At 59.0% G+C, this 21,125-nt stretch carries 24 protein-coding genes; 7 read left to right on the forward strand and 17 right to left on the reverse strand.

Annotated elements, in window-relative coordinates; all coding sequences use genetic code 11:
- Position 1 precedes the first annotated feature (1 nt).
- Positions 2 to 961: a CobD/CbiB family protein gene (locus B9Z48_RS14725; RefSeq protein ID WP_108379367.1), complete on the forward strand. Its 960-nt coding sequence runs from the start codon at positions 2 to 4 to the stop codon at positions 959 to 961.
- 50 nt (positions 962 to 1,011) lie between these two features.
- Here the strand turns inward: B9Z48_RS14725 and rsgA are convergent, their stop codons facing one another.
- From rsgA to B9Z48_RS14740, 3 genes are read right to left on the reverse strand one after another with little or no spacing between them, the layout of a single operon-like run.
- Positions 1,012 to 2,004, reverse strand: coding sequence for a ribosome small subunit-dependent GTPase A (gene rsgA / locus B9Z48_RS14730; protein WP_108379369.1), 993 nt, complete (start codon positions 2,002 to 2,004; stop codon positions 1,012 to 1,014).
- Positions 2,005 to 2,322: a 4a-hydroxytetrahydrobiopterin dehydratase gene (locus B9Z48_RS14735; RefSeq protein WP_089963322.1), complete on the reverse strand. Its 318-nt coding sequence runs from the start codon at positions 2,320 to 2,322 to the stop codon at positions 2,005 to 2,007. It lies immediately after the preceding gene.
- Complete coding sequence (locus B9Z48_RS14740; protein WP_089963324.1) at positions 2,319 to 3,578, reverse strand: M48 family metallopeptidase; 1,260 nt, start codon at positions 3,576 to 3,578, stop codon at positions 2,319 to 2,321. The genes B9Z48_RS14735 and B9Z48_RS14740 overlap by 4 nt, the downstream gene beginning before the upstream one ends.
- Positions 3,579 to 3,667: 89 nt before the next feature.
- Here B9Z48_RS14740 and orn point away from each other — a divergent pair, with 89 nt between their 5' ends.
- Together orn and B9Z48_RS14750 are read left to right on the forward strand one after the other, a co-directional pair.
- Positions 3,668 to 4,252, forward strand: coding sequence for an oligoribonuclease (orn, locus tag B9Z48_RS14745; protein WP_089963393.1), 585 nt, complete (start codon positions 3,668 to 3,670; stop codon positions 4,250 to 4,252).
- A 261-nt stretch (positions 4,253 to 4,513) separates the two neighbouring features.
- Positions 4,514 to 6,598 carry a DEAD/DEAH box helicase gene (locus B9Z48_RS14750; RefSeq protein WP_089963326.1) on the forward strand — a complete coding sequence of 695 codons (2,085 nt, stop codon included), beginning with the start codon at positions 4,514 to 4,516 and terminating at the stop codon, positions 6,596 to 6,598.
- Positions 6,599 to 6,815: 217 nt separating this feature from the next.
- Here B9Z48_RS14750 and rplS read toward each other — a convergent pair whose 3' ends face one another.
- The 4 genes from rplS to rpsP form a co-directional block, all read right to left on the reverse strand.
- Positions 6,816 to 7,199, reverse strand: a complete 384-nt coding sequence (gene rplS / locus B9Z48_RS14755) for a 50S ribosomal protein L19 (RefSeq protein WP_062405559.1) — start codon at positions 7,197 to 7,199, stop codon at positions 6,816 to 6,818.
- A 166-nt stretch (positions 7,200 to 7,365) separates the two neighbouring features.
- Positions 7,366 to 8,115: a tRNA (guanosine(37)-N1)-methyltransferase TrmD gene (trmD, locus tag B9Z48_RS14760; protein WP_089963328.1), complete on the reverse strand. Its 750-nt coding sequence runs from the start codon at positions 8,113 to 8,115 to the stop codon at positions 7,366 to 7,368.
- A gap of 28 nt (positions 8,116 to 8,143) precedes the next feature.
- Positions 8,144 to 8,761, reverse strand: coding sequence for a ribosome maturation factor RimM (rimM, locus tag B9Z48_RS14765; protein ID WP_089963395.1), 618 nt, complete (start codon positions 8,759 to 8,761; stop codon positions 8,144 to 8,146).
- Positions 8,762 to 8,777: 16 nt separating this feature from the next.
- Entirely contained in the window at positions 8,778 to 9,029 is a 252-nt protein-coding gene (gene rpsP, locus B9Z48_RS14770) for a 30S ribosomal protein S16 (protein ID WP_089963330.1), read from the reverse strand.
- A gap of 137 nt (positions 9,030 to 9,166) precedes the next feature.
- On the opposite strand from rpsP, the gene B9Z48_RS14775 reads away from it, so the two are divergent.
- Both B9Z48_RS14775 and B9Z48_RS14780 read left to right on the forward strand, forming a co-directional pair.
- Positions 9,167 to 9,688 carry a GNAT family N-acetyltransferase gene (locus tag B9Z48_RS14775; RefSeq protein ID WP_089963332.1) on the forward strand — a complete coding sequence of 174 codons (522 nt, stop codon included), beginning with the start codon at positions 9,167 to 9,169 and terminating at the stop codon, positions 9,686 to 9,688.
- Between the two features lie 8 nt (positions 9,689 to 9,696).
- Complete coding sequence (locus B9Z48_RS14780) at positions 9,697 to 10,143, forward strand: hypothetical protein (protein WP_089963334.1); 447 nt, start codon at positions 9,697 to 9,699, stop codon at positions 10,141 to 10,143.
- 70 nt (positions 10,144 to 10,213) lie between these two features.
- On the opposite strand, the gene B9Z48_RS14785 is transcribed toward B9Z48_RS14780, so the two are convergent.
- From B9Z48_RS14785 to B9Z48_RS14820, 8 genes are all read right to left on the reverse strand, one after another.
- Positions 10,214 to 11,227, reverse strand: a complete 1,014-nt coding sequence (locus B9Z48_RS14785) for an inorganic phosphate transporter (RefSeq protein ID WP_089963336.1) — start codon at positions 11,225 to 11,227, stop codon at positions 10,214 to 10,216.
- 21 nt (positions 11,228 to 11,248) lie between these two features.
- Entirely contained in the window at positions 11,249 to 11,896 is a 648-nt protein-coding gene (locus B9Z48_RS14790; RefSeq protein WP_108379371.1) for a DUF47 domain-containing protein, read from the reverse strand.
- A 96-nt stretch (positions 11,897 to 11,992) separates the two neighbouring features.
- A complete protein-coding gene (locus tag B9Z48_RS14795; protein WP_089963340.1) occupies positions 11,993 to 12,355 on the reverse strand; it encodes a DMT family protein in 363 nt (120 codons plus the stop codon).
- Positions 12,352 to 12,831, reverse strand: a complete 480-nt coding sequence (folK, locus tag B9Z48_RS14800) for a 2-amino-4-hydroxy-6-hydroxymethyldihydropteridine diphosphokinase (protein ID WP_089963398.1) — start codon at positions 12,829 to 12,831, stop codon at positions 12,352 to 12,354. Before folK ends, B9Z48_RS14795 begins: the two co-directional genes overlap by 4 nt.
- A 31-nt stretch (positions 12,832 to 12,862) precedes the next feature.
- A complete protein-coding gene (gene pcnB / locus B9Z48_RS14805) occupies positions 12,863 to 14,416 on the reverse strand; it encodes a polynucleotide adenylyltransferase PcnB (protein WP_089963342.1) in 1,554 nt (517 codons plus the stop codon).
- On the reverse strand, positions 14,413 to 15,081 hold the full coding sequence (locus tag B9Z48_RS14810) for an HAD family phosphatase (protein WP_089963344.1): 669 nt from the start codon (positions 15,079 to 15,081) through the stop codon (positions 14,413 to 14,415). Before B9Z48_RS14810 ends, pcnB begins: the two co-directional genes overlap by 4 nt.
- The gene (hda, locus tag B9Z48_RS14815) at positions 15,078 to 15,764 is read right to left on the reverse strand and encodes a DnaA regulatory inactivator Hda (protein ID WP_089963346.1); all 687 of its coding nucleotides are present in this window, start codon (positions 15,762 to 15,764) and stop codon (positions 15,078 to 15,080) included. The genes B9Z48_RS14810 and hda overlap by 4 nt, the downstream gene beginning before the upstream one ends.
- The gene (locus B9Z48_RS14820) at positions 15,761 to 16,852 is read right to left on the reverse strand and encodes an AI-2E family transporter (RefSeq protein WP_089963399.1); all 1,092 of its coding nucleotides are present in this window, start codon (positions 16,850 to 16,852) and stop codon (positions 15,761 to 15,763) included. Before B9Z48_RS14820 ends, hda begins: the two co-directional genes overlap by 4 nt.
- Before the next feature lie 156 nt (positions 16,853 to 17,008).
- Here B9Z48_RS14820 and purM point away from each other — a divergent pair, with 156 nt between their 5' ends.
- Complete coding sequence (gene purM / locus B9Z48_RS14825) at positions 17,009 to 18,040, forward strand: phosphoribosylformylglycinamidine cyclo-ligase (RefSeq protein WP_108379373.1); 1,032 nt, start codon at positions 17,009 to 17,011, stop codon at positions 18,038 to 18,040.
- 76 nt (positions 18,041 to 18,116) lie between these two features.
- On the opposite strand, the gene B9Z48_RS14830 is transcribed toward purM, so the two are convergent.
- Positions 18,117 to 18,977: a SirB1 family protein gene (locus B9Z48_RS14830; RefSeq protein ID WP_089963349.1), complete on the reverse strand. Its 861-nt coding sequence runs from the start codon at positions 18,975 to 18,977 to the stop codon at positions 18,117 to 18,119.
- An 18-nt stretch (positions 18,978 to 18,995) separates the two neighbouring features.
- Positions 18,996 to 20,561: a murein biosynthesis integral membrane protein MurJ gene (gene murJ, locus B9Z48_RS14835; RefSeq protein ID WP_089963351.1), complete on the reverse strand. Its 1,566-nt coding sequence runs from the start codon at positions 20,559 to 20,561 to the stop codon at positions 18,996 to 18,998.
- Positions 20,562 to 20,772: 211 nt separating this feature from the next.
- Between murJ and rpsT the strand changes: the two genes are divergently transcribed.
- A complete protein-coding gene (rpsT, locus tag B9Z48_RS14840) occupies positions 20,773 to 21,081 on the forward strand; it encodes a 30S ribosomal protein S20 (protein WP_089963354.1) in 309 nt (102 codons plus the stop codon).
- Positions 21,082 to 21,125 lie beyond the last annotated feature (44 nt).

The following is a 21,125-nucleotide window of genomic DNA, read 5'->3' on the forward strand; positions in this document are numbered from 1 at the left end:
CATGAGTTTTTTTGCCATTTTGCTGGCCTTGGTGCTCGAACAAGCGCGACCCTTGAAGACCCACAACCTGGTCTTCACCACCATTGGGCGATGGGCCGCCTGGGTTGCCCGCACCTTTGACGCGGGCACACGTCAACAAGCCTGGATCACATGGGGCATCGCGGTCATTGGCCCTGCATTGTTGAGCATGCTGGTTCACTGGGGATTGGAATTTGGCTTGGGGTGGTTCATGGCCGTCCTCTGGAACGTGGCTTTGCTTTATCTGACCTTGGGCTTTCGCCAATTCAGCCACCATTTCACGGGCATTCGGGAAGCCCTGGAAAACAGCAAAGAAAACAAGGCGCGTGAACTGCTGGCCGAATGGCAGCAGGTGCAGGTGGGGCAAATTCCGCGCAGCGAAATTGTGCGACACGTCATCGAATACTCCATGGTGGCCGCGCATCGGCATGTGTTCGGCGTGTTCTTTTGGTATGCCGTGTTGTCCATCATTGGCCTGGGGCCTGTCGGTGCGGTGGTTTACCGTTTGACCGAATTTGTGCAGCGCAAATGGCCCATGTCGGCCAACCCCAACACCGTGTCCAGTGAAGTTCTGTGTGCTGTGGCCGCCCGCGCATGGGTGGCCATGGATTGGTTGCCGTCGCGCATGACCGCGCTGGGCTTTGCGATTGTGGGCAGTTTTGAAGAGGCCATGGATGGCTGGCGAAACCACGCGCAAAATTTTCCCGAAGACAACGATGGTGTGATTTTGGCGGCCACGGCGGGGGCCATCAACATCCGACTCGGGGGCGCATCCCTTCAATCCAGCGATGACGACAGCGCTGTCTCCTCGGACAGCAGCAGCACGCCCGGTCGCTCGCCCGAGATTGCTCACTTTGCCCAAGTGGTCGGTTTGGTTTGGCGCACAGTGATCATGTGGTTGGTGCTGGTGGCCTTGCTCACCATGGCCAATTTGGTCGGTTAGTCACCCGTGTACGGCCTGGCTTCGGGCAGAACGCCCAGAGCCTGAACCGTTCACCAGCGCTGCTGGCCCAATTCCTCAAACAGCTGCGCGTAAATGCGGTGACGGCGCACGCTGATGGTGCCGGGGTGCTGCTCGGTTTCAACCTGCGCCAACACGGCGCAACCGGGCTCGTGCAAATGCGTGCAGTTGTAGAACTTGCAGCCGCCCAAGTGCTTTCGCAAATCGGGCATGCAGTCGGCCAGGCGGGTGGGCTCGATGTGGTGCAGGCCAAACTCCTGAAAACCGGGTGAATCGATCAAGGCGGTGCGTGCAGCGCCCGTTTCAGCACCCTCTTGAGCAAGCCCGTCCAGCGCGGGCACCCAGTACCAACGCGTGCTGGTGGTGGTGTGCTTGCCCGAGTTGAGGGCCAGAGAAATTTCACCCGTCTCGACCAGCGCACCGGGTACCAAACGGTTGATCAGCGTGCTTTTGCCACTGCCCGACGGGCCCAGCACCAAGGTGGTCAGGCCTTGCAAATGCTTGCACAAGGCGGCCACGCCATCGTCGGCCACCGGGCTGCGCGGGCTCAGGCTGATGGGCATGACGCTGTAGCCCATGGCGCGGTAAGGGGCCAGACGCTCCCAAGCTTGGGCAAAGGGCTGGGCCAGGTCGCTTTTGTTGAGCGCGATGATGGGCGTGATGCGCTCGGCCTCGGCGGCTACCAAGGCGCGCGAGAGTTGGCTTTCTGAATACTCGGGGTCGGCCGCGATCAGGATCAGCACGCGGTCCAGGTTGGCCGCAAAAGATTTAGTGCGGATTTCGTCTTGCCGGTAGAACAGGTTGCGGCGCTCTTGCAGTTTTTCGATGCTGCCCTCGTCGCCTGTGATTTGCCACAGCACCTGGTCACCCACCACCACCTGGTTTTTCTTGCCCCGGGGGTGGCAAATCAGGCGTCGGCCTTCGGGGGTTTCGACCAGGCAGTGGCGGCCATAAGTGGCGACCACCAAACCCGGCTCCAGATCGAGGGCCTGGGGCAAGGCCGGGCGTGTTTTGGGTTTGTTCATTCAGGCTTTTGCCGCTAACAAGGCGTCGGTCTGGGTGGCCGCCTCAAAATCAAGTCGGCTCAGGCCGCGCACATCGTGCGTGTTCCAGCGAACCACACATCGTTTGTAAGTCAAGACCAGCTCGGGGTGATGGTTGAGCTTTTCAGACAACCAACCCACGCTGTTGACGAAGAGCAAAGCATGTGTGTGGCTGTCAAATTCAAAGGTCTTTTCAATAGCAACGTTCTCACCATCGCCCGACAAACGCCAGCCCGGAATCTGGCCCAGCGCCATGATCACTTCGGTGGGTTTGAGGGCCCTGACTTCTGGGGTGCTCATGCGGTTTTCATCCTCAGCAAACGCTCGCTGGCCGGGGGGTGCGAATAATAAAACTTCACATACCAAGGGTCGGGCGTGAGGGTCGAGGCATTGTCTTGGTACAGCTTGAGCAAGGCCGAAGACAAGTCCTTGCCCGGGGTTTGCGACACCGCATAGGCATCGGCCTCGAACTCTTGCTGGCGCGAACGCCACGAAGACACGGGCGCAAAGAACAAGGTGAACACGGGTGTGACCAGCATGAACAAGACCAGCGCCAGGGCATCGTTGCTGCCCGACAAATTCGGCATCACGCCCAGACCTGTGTAAAACCAAACCTGCTGCGCCAGCCAGCCCAGCAAGGCCAAACCGGCCAACGTCATGGCAAAGCTGGTCGCCATCATCTTGACGATGTGTTTGTGCTTGAAGTGACCCAGCTCATGGGCCAGCACCGCTTCCATTTCTGCCGGGCTCAGTTGCTTGAGCAAGGTGTCAAAAAACACCACGCGCTTGCTGGCCCCAAAGCCTGTGAAAAACGCATTGGAATGCGCCGAGCGGCGGCTTCCGTCCATCACAAAAAAACCTTTGGCGGTGAAGCCTGCGCGTTGCATCAGGCCCTGCACGCGGGCCTTGAGCGACTCGTCTTCCAAGGGCGTGAATTTGTTGAAGAGCGGCATGATCACATTCGGCGCAATGGCCATCAAAAACAACTGCCAGCCCACCAACACCCCCCAGGCCCACAGCCACCACCATTGCCCCCCGGCTTGCATGAGCCACAGCACCACCCACAAAAGCGGCAGGCCCAGCACCAAACCCAGCGCCAGGCCCTTGGCCATGTCGCCCAGCCACAAAGCCGGTGTGATCTTGTTGAAACCAAAGCGCTGCTCCACGCCAAAGGTTTGCATGAGCGACAGGGGCAATCCAATCAGACCGCCGACCAGCGTGAAGCCCAGCACCAGCGCGACTTGCTGCGTCATGCCCGGGCCCATCCAGCCCAGCAGCACCTGGTTGAGCGCATCGAGCCCGCCCAGCAGCGTCCAGCCCAGCAGCACGGCGGCATCCAGGGCAATGTCAATCTGCGACAAACGCGCTTTGGCCAAGGTGTAATCGGCCGCTTTTTGGTGGTCGGTCAAGGTCATGGTGTCGGTATAAGCCTGCGGCACCGCATCGCGGTGGCGGGCCACATGCCGCACCTGGCGGGCGTTCAGCCAGAACTTGAGCGCCACATGGGCCAGCAAGGCCACCACCAGAGTCAGGGTCAAAGTCAGGGAAGCATTCATCGCTGTATTGTAGAAGCGGCCTTGTCTGGCTGAGCTTGGCAAGGGCTTGTGTGCCCGTGCAGCGGGCCAGCATCAGCGACAATCTGCGCATGTCTGATGTGAACACCACCCCCCAAGAAGCCGCAGAGCTGCCCAAGTCCGACCAAAACCTGGTCTGGATCGATTGCGAGATGACCGGCCTGGACCCTGAAAAAGAGCGCCTGCTGGAGATCGCCGTCATCGTGACTGGCCCGCACCTCACGCCCCGCATCGAAGGGCCTGTGCTGGTGATTCACCAAAGCGACGAGCTGCTCAACCAAATGGACAAGTGGAACAAGGGCACCCACGGCAAAAGCGGCTTGATCGACAAGGTCAAAGCCTCCACGACCAGCGAAGCCGATGCCGAAGAACAGATCCTCGCGTTCTTGAAAAAATACCTGCCCAAGAGCGCGTCACCGCTGTGCGGCAACACCATCAGCCAGGACCGGCGTTTTCTGGTCAAGTTCATGCCCAAGCTGGAAGCGTTTTTCCACTACCGGAATTTGGATGTGAGTACGCTCAAAGAACTGTCACGCCGCTGGAAGCCCGAGGTGTATGCCAACTTCAAGAAGCAGCAAAAGCACACCGCCTTGGCCGATGTGCACGAATCCATCGACGAATTGGCGCATTACCGCGAGCATTTCATCCGACTGTGATTTTTTTCAGGGAAAACCCTAGCGTTTTTTCTTGATCCGTGCCATAATAGTGGGCTTGCTGCATTTCAGGTGCGGCATTTCTTACATCTCCCTTCATGCCTTGACCCAACGATAGGGTCACTCACATCGGCCAGGCTCCACGCCCAGCGCCCTCGCGAGCACCGTTTGATGGTTGATGTTTTTTCAACCTTGCGGTGCTAAGACCTTATGCAACAGCTTTCTGTTGGCGGTCGTTGTTCCGTGCGAGTTTTTTATACACACATGACTGACACTTTGAACCCAGTGCAGAGCGACTTGTCGCCTGCCGAAATCACATCCATGGCCACCGAGTCGACTGCACAAGCTGCAGCAAGCAACTTGGCCCTCGAAATCATGGCCGCCGCTGCAGCCGAAATCACCCCCGAGCCAGCCGCTGAAGTCGCGACTGAAGCAGCCGAAGAAGTGGAAGCCGTCGCCGACGTGCCCAATGGCTTCATCGAACTGGGCCTGGCCCCTGAGCTGGTGCAAGCCGTGGCCGATCTGGGTTACACCCAACCCACCGCCGTGCAATTGCGTGCCATTCCTTTGGCACTGCCCACTGCGGGCGGCTCCAAGGACGGCAAGTCCAATGGCTACACCGACCTGATGGTCTCCAGCCAAACCGGCAGCGGCAAAACCGCCGCCTTCTTGTTGCCCGTGCTGCACACGCTGATCCAGCAAATGGCCGAACAAGAAGCCGCCGAACGCGCTGAATTTGAACAAGCCTGCGCCGACGCTGCCGCCAAGGGCGAGCCCGCCCCCAAGCGTGCCAAGCGCAAAGACCCCACCAACCCACGCAACTTCAAGGCCCCAACACCCGGCGCCCTGATCCTTTGCCCTACACGTGAATTGGCCCAACAGGTGGCACAAGACGCCATCGAGCTGGTCAAGCACACACGCGGTCTGCGCGTGGCCAACGTGGTTGGCGGCATTCCTTACCAGCTGCAAATTGCCAAGCTGCAAAACGCCAACCTGGTCGTGGCCACCCCCGGCCGTTTGCTCGACCTGCAACGCTCCATGCAGATCAAGCTGGACCAAGTGCAGTTTTTGGTGGTGGACGAAGCCGACCGCATGCTTGACCTGGGCTTCTCGGACGACTTGGCCGACATCAACGACATGACCAGCCAGCGTCGCCAGACCATGATGTTCAGCGCCACGTTTGCGCCGCGCATTCAGCAACTGGCCATGCGCGTGATGCACGACGGTGGTTCTTCGGTCCAGAAAATCCAGATCGACAACCCCCAGGAAAAGCACAACAACATCAAGCAGGTGCTGTTCTGGGCCGACAACGCCCAACACAAGCGCCAGATGCTGGACCACTGGTTGCGTGACGCCACGATCGACCAAGCCATCGTTTTCTCCAGCACCCAAATCGAGTGCGACGGCTTGGCCGCTGACCTGCAGCAAGACGGCTTCTCGGCTGTGGCCCTGCACGGCGCCCTGAGCCAGGGCATGCGCAACCGCCGCCTGATGGCGCTGCGCAATGGGCAAGTCCAGATCCTGGTCGCCACCGACGTGGCCGCACGCGGCATCGACGTGCCCACCATCACCCACGTCTTCAATTTCGGCTTGCCGATGAAGGCCGAGGACTACACCCACCGCATTGGCCGCACAGGCCGTGCAGGCCGCGATGGCCTGGCTGTGACCTTTGCCGAAATCCGTGACCGCCGCAAAATCGGTGACATCGAGTCCTACACACGCCAGCCCTTCAAGGCCGAAGTGATTCCAGGCCTCGAGCCCAAAGTGCGCATGCCCGAAGCCCGCAAGCCCATGGGCCGTGGCGGTGACCGTTTTGGTGGCGAGCGCAACTACGCCAATGCTGGCGGTGGTTTCCGTGGTGGCCGTCCCGCCCCCGGTGGCCGCGACTTCGGTGGCAACCGTGACCGCGACAACGGTGGTGGCTTTGACAACCGCGCCCCGCGTGGCAATTTCCGCGACGAGCAGCCCCGCTTTGAGCAGCGCAGCGAACCCCGCTTCGATGCCCGCAAAGAGGGTGGCCGTTTTGACGCCCCACGCGGTGAGCACCGCGGTGGTGATCGCTTTGAACAGCGCGGCGCACCTGCGCACCCTTGGGACAAGGGCGACAGCCGCCCTGCCCCACGCCAAGACGCTCGCCAGGACGGTCCACGTCAAGGTGGCCGCTGGGAAGACCGTGGTGGTGACAACCGCAACGCCGCCCGTCCTGCCCCACGCGGCGCGGCAGGTGCAGGCGACAAGTTTGCACGCGGCCCCAAGCAGTTTGGTGCCAGCAACTTCAAGCCCCATGCAGCAGGCGAAGGCCCTGCCAAGCGCGGTGGCACCCGTGTGCTGAAAATCACGCGCGGTTGATGGACAGGGCGTTCAGACGCCTCTAGCGCTCTGGGCTTGATATGGCCCTGAGTCGCCCAAACTTGAAAGCCTTGCAGCCCATGCAAGGCTTTTTTTTGGGCTGCGCATATGGGGCCCGTGCAGCTTGTTCAAGACAAAGTCTGTGCTATGGCACAAGGCACAAAAAAACCGCCCTGGGCGCAAACCCGGGCGGTTTTTTTGTATGGCCGAGAAGGCTTTACGCTTTGGCAGCAGGAGCTGCTTTGCGCTGAGGCAACTTTTCTTTGATACGTGCCGACTTGCCGCTGCGGTCACGCAGGTAGTACAGCTTGGCGCGGCGGACATCACCACGACGCTTGACTTCGATGCTCGCGATCACGGGGCTGTAGGTTTGGAACGTACGCTCCACGCCTTCGCCACTGGAAACCTTGCGCACAGTGAAGCCGCTGTTCAGGCCACGGTTACGCTTGGCGATCACAACACCTTCGTAAGCTTGGACACGCTTGCGCGCACCTTCCACCACGTTGACGCTGACGATCACGGTGTCGCCGGGGGCAAATTCAGGAATCACTTTACCCAAACGGGCAATTTCTTCCTGCTCAAGAGTTTGAATCAAATTCATTTTTTGAACTCCGTCCGATCATGCCTCGCTACACAAGGGGCGTTTTGTGCTGTAAAGGCCATGCTTGAAACATGACTGAGCCAAATCGCGGCGGGTAGAGGATCGAAAAGCCTTTGATTATAACTTTTTCACAAGGCTTAGCAACACCTTGAGGCATTGCTGTGCATCAAAGAAGCTTCAGGCAGGCTTCATCTTGACGACTAAGACGGCCCGCCACACGGGCTTGCTCGACCAGCTCAGGGCGGTGCAAGGCCGTCAGGCGCAGGCTTTGCTCACGTCGCCAGCGTTCAATGTTGGCATGGTGGCCAGACATCAACGGCGCGGGAACAGCATGGCCTTGCCACACTTCGGGTCGGGTGTAATGGGGGCTATCGAGCAAACCATCGAGCGCCGGATTGAAACTGTCGAGTTGGTGGCTGCCCTCGTCATTGAGCACGCCCGGCTGCAAACGGGCCACCGCGTCCAGCAAAGCCATGGCCGCGATTTCGCCACCCGAGAGCACGAAGTCACCCAGACTGATTTGCAGGTCAACATGGTGGTCAATGAAGCGCTGGTCCACGCCTTCGTAGCGACCGCACAGCAGCACAGCGCCAGCACTGTTTGACCATTGCGCCACAGCGGTATGGTTGAGCGCCTGTCCAATCGGTGAGAACAACACCAAGGGTGCGGGCTGCTCTTCTTGTCGCTCAGCACGAATGGCCATCAGGCACTTGAACAAGGGCTCGGCCAGCATAACCATGCCCGGACCACCACCAAAAGACCGGTCATCCACCCGGCGGTAATGGCCTTCGGCATGGTCGCGGGGATTCCACAAACGCACATCGACCAAACCACTTTCGTAAGCGCGGCGTGTGATGCCACTGGTCAACAGCGGTGCAAACAGCTCGGGAAACAGGGTGATGATGTCAAAGCGCATGGGGATGGCCCTCCACGGCCGGGGCGGCTCAGTAGTCGGGCTGCCAGTCGACCGTGATGCGCTTGCCTGGCAAATCAACGCCATCAACAAAAGCCGCCACAAAAGGAATCATGCGCTCGACAGCTTTACCGCCTTCAACCTCAGGATGATCTTCGATGACCAGCACCGTTTGCGGGCCGGTGGACATGAGGTCGCGCACCTGACCCAAATTCACACCTTCGCGGTTGAGCACTTGCAGTCCGATCAGATCGACCCAGTAATACTCGCCGTCGGCCGCAGTGGGAAAACTTGAACGGGGCACAAAAATGCGTGCGCCACGCAAAGCCTCTGCGGCATTGCGGTCGTTGATGTCGTGGGCAGTGGCCACGATGGTGTCGGAATGGTCTTTGGACTCTTTGATAAGCAGCAGCAAAGGTTCTGTCCATGCGGCAGCCTCAGACTTGGCGGCAGCAGCTTCCGTGGGCCGCTTGGGTTTCATGGGCCGATCGGGCGGCAACAAAAACCAGCGCTTGGAAGAAAAAAGCGCCTCGGGCGAGGCGCTGTGGGGCAAGACCTTGAACCAGCCTTTGATGCCCCAAGCATCGGCAATGCGTCCAACCTCAATCGCGTCAGCGGGCAGAGCCGCCGTCTCTAATGGGGGTCGCATCACCAACATCAGCCGATCAGGCAGCAGCTTTGCCAGCTTGACGGATCAGGCGTTCGACAGTGGGGGAAGCTTGAGCACCAACGCCTTGCCAGTAAGTCAGGCGGTCTTGTGCAATGCGCAGACCTTCTTCGCCGCCTTTGGCTGTGGGGTTGTAGAAACCGATGCGCTCGAGGAAGCGACCATCGCGACGCACGCGCTTGTCGGCGACGACGATGTTGAAGAAAGGACGTGCTTTAGAGCCGCCGCGGTTCAAACGAATAACAACCATGATTTATCCTTGGGTGGTTGGGTTTCTCCAGAACAAATGCTGGGAAGCCCGTTTTCTTTCAGCGTTTGAGACACGCAACTGGCCACCCGGCCAGTGACACACTGAAAAGCCCACCATTATACAACGGGAGCCTTGACTTGCCACTCATCCGACCCAGCCGTGACGAAGATGTCGCGGCCATCACCGCCATTTACCGCCACCATGTGCTCAACAGCACAGGCACCTTCGAGATCGATCCGCCAACCGAGGCCGACATGGCCAGTCGCCGCGCCGAGGTGCTGTCCAAGGGTTTTCCGTATCTGGTGATCGAAGAGGGAGGCCGCCTGATGGGTTTTGCGTATTGCAATGTGTTCAAGCCCCGTGCGGCTTACCGATTTTGTGCCGAAGACTCGATTTACCTGGCCCCAGACGCCCACCGCAAGGGCATGGGCAAAGCTTTGTTGGCCGAGTTGTGCGCCCAAGCCGAACGCGCAGGGGTGCGCAAGTTTTTGGCTGTTATCGGTGACTCGGCCAATGCGGGGTCCATCGGTGTGCACACCGCCTTGGGTTTCAGCCACGTCGGCGTGCTCAAGTCCTGCGGCTGGAAGTTTGGGCGCTGGCTTGATATTGTGATGATGGAAAAGCCTTTGGGCGCTGGCGACAGCACGGCTCCGCAATAATCAGCCCCATGAAAAACAAAACAATTGCCACTTGGTTGACTTTTTTTACCGGCCCCTTGGGGCTGCACCGCTTTTACCTTTATGGTTTCAGCGACATGCTGGGCTGGTTGCTGCCCATTCCCACCGCTTTGGGGTTTTATGGGCTGGAGCGTGTGCAGCAATTTGGCCAGGACGACACACTCAGCTGGATGCTGATTCCTTTGCTGGGCTTCACCATGGCCGGCTGCGCTTTGAACGCGATTGTTTATGGCCTGACTTCAGTTGAAAAATGGAATGCCAAATTCAACCCCCAAAGTGAAGCACTCCACCCAGCTGGCCGCACCCACTGGGGCACGATCATTGGCATCGCAGTGGCCTTGCTTTTGGGCACCACCGTGTTGATGGCCAGCCTGGTGTTCAGCTTTCAGCGTTATTTTGAATACCAGATCGAAGCGGCCCGCCTGATCAGCCAATGAAAAAAGCCGCCCGATCGGTGCATTCGGGCGGCTTTCTCAAAAACAGCCGAGCAGCTGCACGCTCGTGCAATCAATCAAAGACCCGGAAACTCACCCAGTAGGCCAAGGCGGCCACAAAAGCACTGGCCGGAATGGTCAAGACCCATGCCCACACAATGTTGCCCGCCACACCCCAGCGCACGGCGCTGGCCCGCTGGGTAGAGCCCACGCCCACAATGGCCCCTGTGATGGTGTGGGTGGTCGACACCGGAATACCCAGTGTGGTGGCCAAAAACAAGGTCATGGCACCGCCCGTTTCGGCACAAAAGCCGCCCACAGGTTTGAGCTTGGTGATTTTCTGACCCATGGTCTTGACGATGCGCCAGCCGCCAAACATGGTGCCCAAACCAATCGCCAAGTAGCAACTCACGATGACCCAACCCGGGGGCGAAGCATCAGCCGTGGTGGCATAGCCCGTGGAAATCAACAGCAACCAGATGATGCCGATGGTTTTTTGCGCATCGTTGCCGCCATGCCCCAGACTGTAGGCCCCGGCAGACACCAGCTGCAAGCGACGGAACCACTTGTCCACCTTGGACGGCCGGGCACGCCTGAAGAGGTGAGCCACGGCCACCATCATCAGGGAACCCAGCAAAAAGCCGAGCAAAGGCGATACAAAAATGAAGGCCACGGTTTTCATGATGCCCGTTGAAATCAAGGCCCCTGCCCCGGCTTTGGCGATGACGGCGCCCACAATGCCGCCGATCAGGGCGTGCGATGAGCTGCTGGGGATGCCGTAATACCAGGTGATCACGTTCCAGGTGATGGCCCCCACCAGCGCACCAAACACCACATGCGTGTCGACCACACCGGGTTGCACGATGCCTTTGCCCACGGTGGCGGCCACGCTCAAGTGAAAAACAAAAATGGCGATGAAGTTGAAGAAGGCAGCAAACACCACCGCCTGCCCCGGCTTGAGCACCCCCGTGGAGACCACCGTTGCAATGGAGTTGGCCGCATCATGAAAGCCGTTCATGAAGTCAAAAATCAGGGCCAGGGCGACCAGCAAGATCACCACCCACAGGGCCGCTTGTACGGTTTCCATAGTCAGGATTCCCGCGACAGATCAGGAGTTTTCGAGGACGATGCCCTCGATCTGGTTGGCCACGTCTTCACACTTGTCGGTGATGGTTTCCAGCAATTCGTAAATGGCTTTGAGCTTGATGAGCTCGCGCACATCGGGTTCATCGCGGAAGAGTTTGCTCATGGCGCTGCGCATCACGCGGTCGGCGTCAGACTCCAGGCGGTCAATTTCTTCGCAGGTCTTCAAGGCGGCCTCGGCCACCGACGGCTCACCAATTTTGGACAGCAACTTGACCGCATCTTGCACCCGCTCGCAGCAGCGAACGGACAAATCTGTCAAACGGGTGATTTCTTCGGTCATGTGGCGCACGTCATACAGCGCCATGGTTTCAGCAGAGTCCTGGATCAGGTCGGCCACGTCGTCCATCAAGTTGATGAGGGCGTGGATTTGCTCGCGGTCGATGGGGGTAATGAAGGTTGTGTGGATCAGGCGGTTGACTTCCTGGGTCACACGGTCAGCGGCATGCTCGGCGTTGTCCACATCGCGGTTGTACTTTTCGCGCAGGTGCACATCGTTGTAATTGGCCACCAAATTGGAGAAGGCCCGAGCCGCCTCGACAATGCGGTCCGCATGTTGGTTGAAGAGTTCGAAGAAGTTGCCTTCTTTGGGCAGCAATTTGCCAAACAGCATGGAAGAGCTCCTGAAAACGGTACAAGGTCAAATGTGACAAAGGCGTGACATTGCTGAGTTTAACCGTACGAAATACAGGAATTGAGGCCCCACAAATCAGTGACTTCTGAAAATGAAATAAACCGCACCCACCATGCACAAAGCCGCCCACAAATAGTCCAGCTTGAGGGGCTCTTCAAGATAAAAGACCGCAAAAGGGACAAAAACACTCAAGGTGATGACTTCTTGCATGATCTTGAGCTGCGCCACGCTGAACTGCGTGTAACCAATGCGGTTGGCTGGCACCTGCAACAGGTATTCAAACAGGGCAATGCCCCAACTCACCAAGGCGGCGGCATACCACGGGGCTGTGGCCATGTTGCGCAGGTGCCCATACCAGGCAAAAGTCATGAACACGTTGCTGGCCAGCAAAAGCAAGAGGGTCTGCAGCGACACGGGCAAGCTGGTGAAAAAAGTCATTGGGGTGCCACTCCATCACGCTCGATGGCCTGACCCGCCACTCGCGCCAAGTCCTCAGGCCCCACACCTTGTGGCCACACATCGGCCAAGGGGACCAGCACAAAGGCCCGTTCGCGCCAACGCGGGTGGGGCAGCGTCAAGCGAGGGCTGTGCATGCAGGCATCGCCATAAAACAGCAGGTCCAGGTCCAAGCTGCGTGGGGCATTCACATAGGGTCGCAAACGACCGGCCTGGTGCTCAATGGCTTGCAAGGCGTTCAGCACATCAGGGGCCATCAAACACGTGTGAATGCGGGCCACCGCGTTGATGAAGTCGGGCCCTTGGGCTTCGTGGGGCGCTGTGCGGTACAGCGCTGAGCGGCCCGTGACTTGCGTACCGGGCAAACAGGCCAATGCGTCAAAGGCCTGCAGCACAGCCGCGCGGGCATCGCCCAAATTGGCCCCCAAGGCCACGTAGGCGGTGACTGGGTCTCGCAAGATCACCCCTGCCTGCTTTCAGCTCACAGATTCAAGCGGCGCTGCCGCCGTCACCCGCCTGATCGCCTGCAGCACCGGGCTTGCGGCGACGGCGGCGGCGTTTTTTGGCAGCTGCATCGTCACCGCTGTCAGCCTCGGCAGCAGGGCGGCTCTCGGCTGGCGCAGGTGCACCTTCGGGGCGGGGTGCCCTGCGAACGCGGGGCTTGGCCGCCAGCAAGGCTTGCTGCTCGACCTTGGCGGCTTGCACCAGGTCTTCGCGCTCTGAATCACTGGCCATGCTGAACTCTTGCCACCAGTCGGCCAGGCGCACATCCACTTCTTCGATGTCTGCCCGCAGACGCAAAAAGTCAAAGCCCGCGCGAAAGCGTGGCTGCTCGACCAAGCCAAAGGGCGTGCTGCCCACCCGTTTTTCAAAGCGCGGCTGCATCATCCAGATCTCGCGCATGTCAGCGGCCAGCTTGCCGCGACCGGACACGTCACCAATGCGGGCCTCAAACACCTCGTCGATCGCGTCTTGCAAAGCCGGGTGCGGGTGTTCCTTGCGGGCCAGTCGGGCGGCCCAGGCATCACGCACATCGGCCCACAACACACAAGCGAGCAAAAAGCTGGGGGCCACGGGTTTGCCTTCGCCCACACGGCGGTCGGTGTCGGCCAAGGCCACTTGCACAAAGGCACTGTCGGCACGCTCCACCACCACATCCAGCAAAGGGTAAATGCCGGTGGCCAGACCCAAGCCCTTGAGTTGCTCAATGGAGGCCAGTGCATGGCCTGTCTGCAGCAACTTCAACATTTCATCAAACAACCGGCTTTGGGGCACATCGGCCAACAAAGCACTGGCCTGAACCAGCGGTTTGGCGGTTTTGGCCTCGAGTTTGAAACCCAGCGGGCTGAGCTTGGCCGCAAAGCGCACGGCACGGATGATGCGCACCGGGTCTTCGCGGTACCGCGCCACCGGGTCGCCAATCATGCGCAACACCCGTTTTTTGGAATCCTGTATGCCCCCGTGGTAATCCACCACGATTTGCGACTCGGGGTCGTAGTACATGGCATTGACAGTGAAATCGCGGCGCGTGGCGTCCTCGTCCTGTGGGCCCCAGACGTTGTCGCGCAGCACCCGACCGCTGGAGTCGACCGCATGCTGCATGCCTTCGAGCTGACGTTTGCTGGTGCGCTCATTGCCTTTGACTTGTTCGGCCGCCGCGTTGTCCAGGTGGGCACGGAAGGTCGAGACTTCGATCACCTCGTTGTCGCGCCCCCGGCCGTACACCACATGCACGATGCGAAAACGACGACCGATGATGAAAGCACGGCGAAACAGGCCCTTGACCTGCTCGGGCGTGGCGTTGGTGGCCACATCAAAATCTTTGGGACGCAGCCCCAGCAGCAAGTCACGCACCGCACCGCCCACCACATAAGCCTCGTATCCGGCTTGTTGCAGTGTGCGCGTCACGTTGATGGCGCGTTCGTCCACCAAGCTGGGGTCGATGCCGTGCACCGAAGCAGGCACCTCGGTACGGCGGCCAAAATGGGGTTTGTTGCTTTTGGGGCCTTTGCCCATCAGCTTGTCGATGAATTGTTTGATCATTCTTGAAAAAGTTCGAGGATGCGCCAGCCACGCTCTGTGGCCAGTTGACGCAACCGAGCGTCAGGGTTCGTTGCCACCGGATGGTGGGCTTTTTCCAAAAGGGGCAGGTCGTTCATGGAGTCTGAATAGAACGTGATTTCTGCGTCCACCCAATCCAGCCCTTGCTGGCTCAGCCACTGGGCCACCCGGGTCACTTTACCGTCCCGAAATGACGGAATCCCCCGGATCTCGCCCGTGATCCAGCCGCTGACATCACGCTCAAGTTCCACCGCGATCAATTCGCTCACCCCAAAGGCCTGGGCAATCGGGCGGGTCACAAATTCGTTGGTAGCGGTCACGATCATGACCGTGTCCCCCGCGTGCTGGTGCGATCGTACCAGCGCCAGCGCCTCGGGCGTGATGCGCGGGCGGATCACTTCATCCATGTAACGGGCATGGGCATGGGCCGCCTCAGTGGCCCCTTTTTCCAGAGCAGCGCGGGTCGCAAATCGCACGTACTCGTGAATGTCGAGTGTGCCCGCTTGGTAATGCGCGTAGAACTCGTCGTTGCGCTGGTTGAACGCCACCGGGTCATTCCAGCCCAACTCGGTCGTGAACACACCCCAACTGTGGTCAGAGTCCAGCGGCAACAAAGTGTGGTCCAGGTCAAACAGCGCAAGTTTCATTCGTTCTCCAGCATCGCACGCACCAACGGAATGGTCAGGGCGCGTTGGGTTTGCAAGGCGTAGTGGTCCAAGTGGTCGAGCAACTGCATCAAGCTGCCCAGATCACGCGAAAAGCGCTTGAGCATGTAGGACATGACTTCATCGCTCAAAAACAAGCCTCGGGTGTCGGCCTCTTGGCGCAGCACAGCGCGGCGTTCAGGCTCACCCAGTACTTGCAGCGCTTCAATGTGTCCCCAGCCCAGGCGGCTGCGCAAGTCGTCACGCAGTTTCAGGTCGGCTGGTGGCAAAGCCCCTGCAGCCAACACCCAACGAGGCGTGCCGCTTCGGGGGGTCAAGGCATTGACGAACCAATTGAAGGCGGTGTGCTGCTGCTCGGCGTTGTACAGGTGCACATCGTCCATCAGCACAGCGGCCCAGTCGTCGTTGAACTCGGGCGGGTCCATGGTGTGGGCATCAAGCCACCCCACCTGCGCGCCCTGCTCTTGCAAGGCATGGTGCACAGCGTGCAGCAAATGGGTTTTGCCCGAACCACTTTCACCCCACAAATAGCTGGGCACTGGCGAGCGGCTGGCCGAGTCTGTCCATAAACGCAAATGGCTCAATGCGGCCGCATTGGGCCCAGCAAAAAAATTGTCCAGCGTGGGTGTTGACGCGAAACCAATGTCCAAAGCCAACTGCTTCATGGTCTGTCTGACCCTTGTTCGTCCAAGCCAGAACCGCTCTTTTGGTACAAATCACTGTTCAGATACCGGTGGCGCAAACGACGCAGCGCCACCAACAACACCGCACTGGCGGGCAAAGCGATCAACACCCCCACAAAGCCCATCACCTGACCAAAGGCCATCAAAGCCAAAATAACCGCCAAGGGATGCAAGCCAATGCGCTCACCCACCAGTCTGGGCGTGAGGACAAAACTCTCAATCAATTGCCCCAAGCCAAACACCACCGCCACCATCAACACCGCCTGCGCTGAGGCGAACTGGAGCAAACCGGCCAGCAAAGCCAGCAACAAACCCAAACCAAAACCCAAATACGGCACAAACACCGCCAAGCCGGTGAACACCCCAATGGGCAAAGCCAATTCAAGGCCAAACAAACTGAGCCCCACCGCATAAAAAAGAGCCAAAGCCAGCATCACCAGCAATTGCCCTCGCAAATACTCGCCCAAGACCAAATCACTGTCGTGCATGAAACTGTCAAAACCACCACGCCATGCCGGGGGCACCAATTCGAGCAACATGTTCACCAAACGGGTCCAGTCATTGAGCATGTAAAAAAGCGCCACCGGAACCAACACCGCATAACCCAAAAAAGCCAAAGCGGCACTGCCGCCCAATTTGAGTGAGGACATGAGCGGGGCCCACCAGTCATCGCGGTTGGCGCTGAGGTAGGCGACCAATTGAGATTTCAAGTCCCGCAAATCCAGCGACACATTCAAGCCCAACTGGGCCAACAAGGGGTTGATGAACTCCACCAGACGGTCGAGCAACAAGGGCAACTGCTGCTGAAGCAAAGGCCATTCGCGCACCAAAATGGGCACCAGCATGAGCAAAACACCCAAGACCAGCAAGATGGCCATGAACTCCACCAGCACCACCGCCAAGGCATTGGGCAAACGCCCCCGGGTGAGCTTGTCCAAGCGGAGCACCAAAGGGTGCAAGACATAAGCCATCACCCCCGCCACCACAAAGGGGGCCAAAACAGGCGCAAGCAGCCAAAAAACAATGACAGCGACCAAAGACACACCCAGCCATGCGGCCAAACGGGTCATCAAAAAAGGCAGAGGTGCTTGCAAGTGAGTCTCAACATTTGCGGTGACTGACCTCCAGCGGTCAGGGTCAACCCTTAAAATAAGCTTTCATTTTAGTCTGCCAGCCCGTTTATTGGCCCTTCGTAATCCAATTACCTACCCTTTCGGGTCAAAACCATGAGTCAAACTCCTCTTTCCTACAAAGACGCCGGCGTCGACATTGTTGCGGGCGACGCGCTGGTCGAGCGCATCAAACCTCTGGCCAAAAAAACCATGCGCGAAGGCGTGTTGGCGGGCATCGGCGGTTTTGGTGCCCTGTTTGAAGTGCCCAAACGCTACAAAGAACCCGTGCTGGTCAGTGGCACCGATGGCGTGGGCACCAAGCTCAAACTCGCTTTTGAATGGAACATGCACGACACCGTGGGCATCGACCTGGTGGCCATGAGCGTGAACGACGTGCTGGTGCAAGGCGCCGAGCCCCTGTTCTTTTTGGACTACTTTGCCTGCGGCAAACTGGACGTGGACACGGCAGCGGCGGTGGTCGGCGGCATCGCCAAAGGCTGCGAGCTGTCGGGCTGCGCCTTGATCGGCGGCGAAACGGCCGAAATGCCCGGCATGTACCCCGCTGGCGAATACGACCTGGCCGGTTTTGCGGTCGGTGCGGTCGAAAAATCCAAAATCCTGACGGGACAAAATGTCCAAGTGGGTGACGTGGTGCTGGGTTTGGCCTCGAGTGGCGTGCACTCGAATGGCTTTTCACTGGTGCGCAAGTGCATTGAACGCGCGGGCAGCAACACCCCCGCAACCCTGGACGGCAAGCCCTTCAAACAAGCCCTGATGGAGCCCACCCGCCTGTACGTTCTGAATGTCTTGGCAGCATTGGCGGCACATCCCATCAAAGCGTTAGCTCACATCACTGGCGGCGGCTTGCTTGAAAACATTCCCCGCGTGCTGCCCGACGGCTTGGCCGCTCACCTGCAAAAAGGCAGCTGGCCACAAACCGAATTGTTTGCCTGGCTGCAAACAACCGCCGGCATTGACGACATCGAAATGAACCGCACCTTCAACAATGGCATCGGCATGGTGGTCGTCATTGAAGCCGCTCAAGCCGAGGCCTGTGCACAAACCCTGCGTGATGCCGGCGAACAAGTGTTCACCATTGGCCGCATTGCAGCCCAAGGCGATGGAGCGCAGGTGCTGGTGGCCTGAGCGCAGCGGACTTTCCAAAGGACCTGAGGCTCTGAGCAGGGCCCCAGGTCCTCGTCTTTTGGGCCTCGCTACCCCTTCAAAGCTCCGACAGCTCGCTCACGCGGTTTCTCAGCGCCACGGTGTCTGGCCCTGAAGGCACGGCCTCCAGATACAGCCTCAAGTCCTGCAAGGCCTCGTGAACATGGCCCAGCTCGGCATGCACCAGGCCCCGGTCGCGTCGCTCAGCCCAGTACTCGGGCAACAAAACCACCAAACGGTCCATCACCTGCAGCATGCGGGGCCAGTCTTCTTGAGACCTGAAAATCTCTTTCAAGTTGCGCAGCATCCGCGCCAAAATGTCGCGCTCTGGGCAGGCTTGCAAATAAAGCCCCAAAGGCGTCTCACCCTCGTCCAAGTCCGCCGCCACCGAACGATCGGCCGGGCTGCGATAGGGGCTCAAGCGTTCAGACAAATTGTCCAGCCCCAACGATTTGCCCGTGAGCGGGTCCAGCACCACCAAACCACCCGCCAAGCTCACTTTGACCAAAAAGTGTCCGGGAAACGAAATGCCCTGCGCCTGTAAGCCCAGGGCCTGCGCCAATTCCAGCCAAACGATGGCCAAAGAAATGGGAATCCCTCGGCGCGTGCGCAGGACCTCGTTCAGGTAGCTGTTTTCAGGGGCGTAATAGTCATTGGCATTGACCCCAAAACCCAAGTCTTGATAAAAGACTTGGGTCAAGATCGCCAACTGGGTCAAGTCATCGGCATCTTCTGGCAAACGTGCCTGAACCCGCCTGAGCAAGCGCTCCACATCGTCCAGCACATGCTGCACATCCAAAGTGGGTTCTTCGTCCTGAGCCAAACTGGCTGCAGCCTCGAGCAAAGGAAAATGCTCATCGCTTTGCACCAGACTGGCAAAGTAGCTGAGCGGAGTCGGCGGTGATAAATTCAAAAGCATGTCAATTCCGAAAGCCAGTCACCGTTTGAGAAAGGCCTTGAGACGCACACCCGTGGCCCACAAGACACCAAAATAAAGAAGGGCCGAGCACACCAAAATGCCCAACATCCAAGCGATGCGCAGCCAAGCTTCTTGGCGCATGGCCACCCAAGGCAGGTGATGGGCCGCCAAGCCCAACAGCGCCGACAGCAAGGCCGTTGCCAGCAGCACCTGGAACGCAAAACGCCACCAACCTGGCTGAGGTGTGTAACTGCCCCGGCGCAGCAAACCCAGCAGCAACCACAAGGCGTTGACCAAAGCCCCCAAACCAATGGACAGCGCCAGCCCGGCATGGGCCAGATAGGGCACCAACACCACGTTCAAAATTTGGGTGAGCACCAGCACCACCACGGCAATACGCACAGGTGTGCGGATGTCCTGACTGGCGTAATACCCCGGCGCAAGCACCTTGATGGCCACCAAGCCCAGCAAGCCCACACCGTAGCCCGTCAAAGCCAAGGTGGTTTGTTGCACATCCTTGTCGGTGAACGCGCCATAGTGGTAGAGCACCGACACCAGCGGTTGAGAAAACACCAGCAAGGCCGCTGCACAAGGCAGGGCCAGCAGCAACACCAGCCGCAACCCCCAGTCCAGCATGGCCGCATACCGATCGGTATCGCCCGTGGCTTTGGCTGCGGCCAACTGCGGCATCAACACCACCCCCAGCGCCACGCCCAAAATGGCGGTCGGAAACTCCATCAGGCGATCCGCATAGGTCAACCAACTCACACTGCCCGGGGCCAGGTGCGAGGCAATTTGCGTGTTGATGAGCAAAGAAATCTGGGCCACCCCCACCCCCAACAAAGCGGGGGCCATGAGGCGCAAGATGTTCAAAGTGGCAGGGTTGGTCCAAGCCCTTTTGACGGCAGACGGGCGAATGCCAATGCGGGGCAGCAAGCCCAATCGGGCCAAGGCGGGTATTTGCACCGCCAGCTGCAAAAAGCCCCCCAACATCACGCCCACGGGCATGGCATAAATGGCCTCTATTCCCTGGCGACTGAACCAAGGAGCCAGCAGCCAAGCTGCAGCGATCACACTGACGTTGAGCAGCACAGGCGTGGCCGCAGGCACAGCAAAGCGCTTCCATGTGTTCAAGATACCTGCCGACAAAGCCACCATGGACATGAAAGCGATGTAGGGGAACATCCAGCGCGTCATGTTCACGGCCGCGTTGTAACCCCGTGCATCTTGCTGCAAACCACTGGCCAAGGCCCACACCAGCCAAGGCGAGGCCAACACCCCCAGCAAAGACAAAGCCAGCACCGACCACGCCAAGGCCGTGGCAACACTGTCGATCACTTCCTTTGTGGCCTCGTCACCATGTTGGGCCCGCGTGGCGGCCAACACCGGCACAAAAGCCTGGCTGAATGCCCCTTCTGCGAACAAACGACGAAACAAATTGGGAATTCGAAAGGCCACATTGAAGGCATCGGTCAAGGCACTGGCCCCAAACATCGAAGCCATGAGCAACTCGCGCACCAACCCTGTGACCCGAGAGGCCAGGGTCAATATGGACACAACAGAAGCAGATCGTAAAAGGCTCACAGTGCAGGAGTGTAGCGACCTCTTGGCAGCGCAAAAGCAGTCATCCAAGGGCGATCAAGGGCATATCAGTTGTACGGTTCAGGACGGGGCTCGCGCTGGGTGCATGCCCAGCCTTGATGCTGGGGTCTAAAACGCAGCTGGGGACTGCAGAGCATCTGCTAGAATGCCGGGTTCGCTTGACAACATCCTCAGACATTGAAAGAACATAAATATGGCATCCGCTAAACCCAAAAAGAAAAACCCCCGTCTTGCTTCCGGTCGTAAACGCGTCCGTCAAGACGTCAAAATCAACGCCGCGAACTCTTCGCTGCGCTCGAAATACCGCACTGCTGTGAAGAACGTCGAAAAAGCCGTTGCAGCTGGCGACAAGACCAAAGCCACTGAATTGTTTGCCAAAATGCAAACCGTGGTGGACATCATTGCCGACAAAGGCATCTTCCACAAAAACAAGGCTGCTCGTGACAAGAGCCGCCTGAGCGCCAAAGTCAAGACTTTGGCTCTTGCAGCCCCAGCCGCCTGATCCGCTTATAAAGATCAACAGCCCGGCCAAACCTCATTGGCCGC

The sequence above is a fragment of the Limnohabitans sp. WS1 genome, assembly GCF_003063265.1.
In the GTDB taxonomy this organism is placed as follows: Bacteria; Pseudomonadota; Gammaproteobacteria; order Burkholderiales; family Burkholderiaceae_C; genus Limnohabitans_A.

Coding starts and splice junctions, on each gene's coding strand:
- B9Z48_RS14725 (WP_108379367.1), top strand. CDS start 2: ATGAGTTTTTTTGCCATTTTGCTGGCCTTGGTGCTCGAACAAGCGCGA.
- rsgA (WP_108379369.1), bottom strand. CDS start 2,004: ATGAACAAACCCAAAACACGCCCGGCCTTGCCCCAGGCCCTCGATCTG.
- B9Z48_RS14735 (WP_089963322.1), bottom strand. CDS start 2,322: ATGAGCACCCCAGAAGTCAGGGCCCTCAAACCCACCGAAGTGATCATG.
- B9Z48_RS14740 (WP_089963324.1), bottom strand. CDS start 3,578: ATGAATGCTTCCCTGACTTTGACCCTGACTCTGGTGGTGGCCTTGCTG.
- orn (WP_089963393.1), top strand. CDS start 3,668: ATGTCTGATGTGAACACCACCCCCCAAGAAGCCGCAGAGCTGCCCAAG.
- B9Z48_RS14750 (WP_089963326.1), top strand. CDS start 4,514: ATGACTGACACTTTGAACCCAGTGCAGAGCGACTTGTCGCCTGCCGAA.
- rplS (WP_062405559.1), bottom strand. CDS start 7,199: ATGAATTTGATTCAAACTCTTGAGCAGGAAGAAATTGCCCGTTTGGGT.
- trmD (WP_089963328.1), bottom strand. CDS start 8,115: ATGCGCTTTGACATCATCACCCTGTTTCCCGAGCTGTTTGCACCGCTG.
- rimM (WP_089963395.1), bottom strand. CDS start 8,761: ATGCGACCCCCATTAGAGACGGCGGCTCTGCCCGCTGACGCGATTGAG.
- rpsP (WP_089963330.1), bottom strand. CDS start 9,029: ATGGTTGTTATTCGTTTGAACCGCGGCGGCTCTAAAGCACGTCCTTTC.
- B9Z48_RS14780 (WP_089963334.1), top strand. CDS start 9,697: ATGAAAAACAAAACAATTGCCACTTGGTTGACTTTTTTTACCGGCCCC.
- B9Z48_RS14785 (WP_089963336.1), bottom strand. CDS start 11,227: ATGGAAACCGTACAAGCGGCCCTGTGGGTGGTGATCTTGCTGGTCGCC.
- B9Z48_RS14790 (WP_108379371.1), bottom strand. CDS start 11,896: ATGCTGTTTGGCAAATTGCTGCCCAAAGAAGGCAACTTCTTCGAACTC.
- B9Z48_RS14795 (WP_089963340.1), bottom strand. CDS start 12,355: ATGACTTTTTTCACCAGCTTGCCCGTGTCGCTGCAGACCCTCTTGCTT.
- pcnB (WP_089963342.1), bottom strand. CDS start 14,416: ATGATCAAACAATTCATCGACAAGCTGATGGGCAAAGGCCCCAAAAGC.
- B9Z48_RS14810 (WP_089963344.1), bottom strand. CDS start 15,081: ATGAAACTTGCGCTGTTTGACCTGGACCACACTTTGTTGCCGCTGGAC.
- hda (WP_089963346.1), bottom strand. CDS start 15,764: ATGAAGCAGTTGGCTTTGGACATTGGTTTCGCGTCAACACCCACGCTG.
- B9Z48_RS14820 (WP_089963399.1), bottom strand. CDS start 16,852: ATGACCCGTTTGGCCGCATGGCTGGGTGTGTCTTTGGTCGCTGTCATT.
- purM (WP_108379373.1), top strand. CDS start 17,009: ATGAGTCAAACTCCTCTTTCCTACAAAGACGCCGGCGTCGACATTGTT.
- B9Z48_RS14830 (WP_089963349.1), bottom strand. CDS start 18,977: ATGCTTTTGAATTTATCACCGCCGACTCCGCTCAGCTACTTTGCCAGT.
- rpsT (WP_089963354.1), top strand. CDS start 20,773: ATGGCATCCGCTAAACCCAAAAAGAAAAACCCCCGTCTTGCTTCCGGT.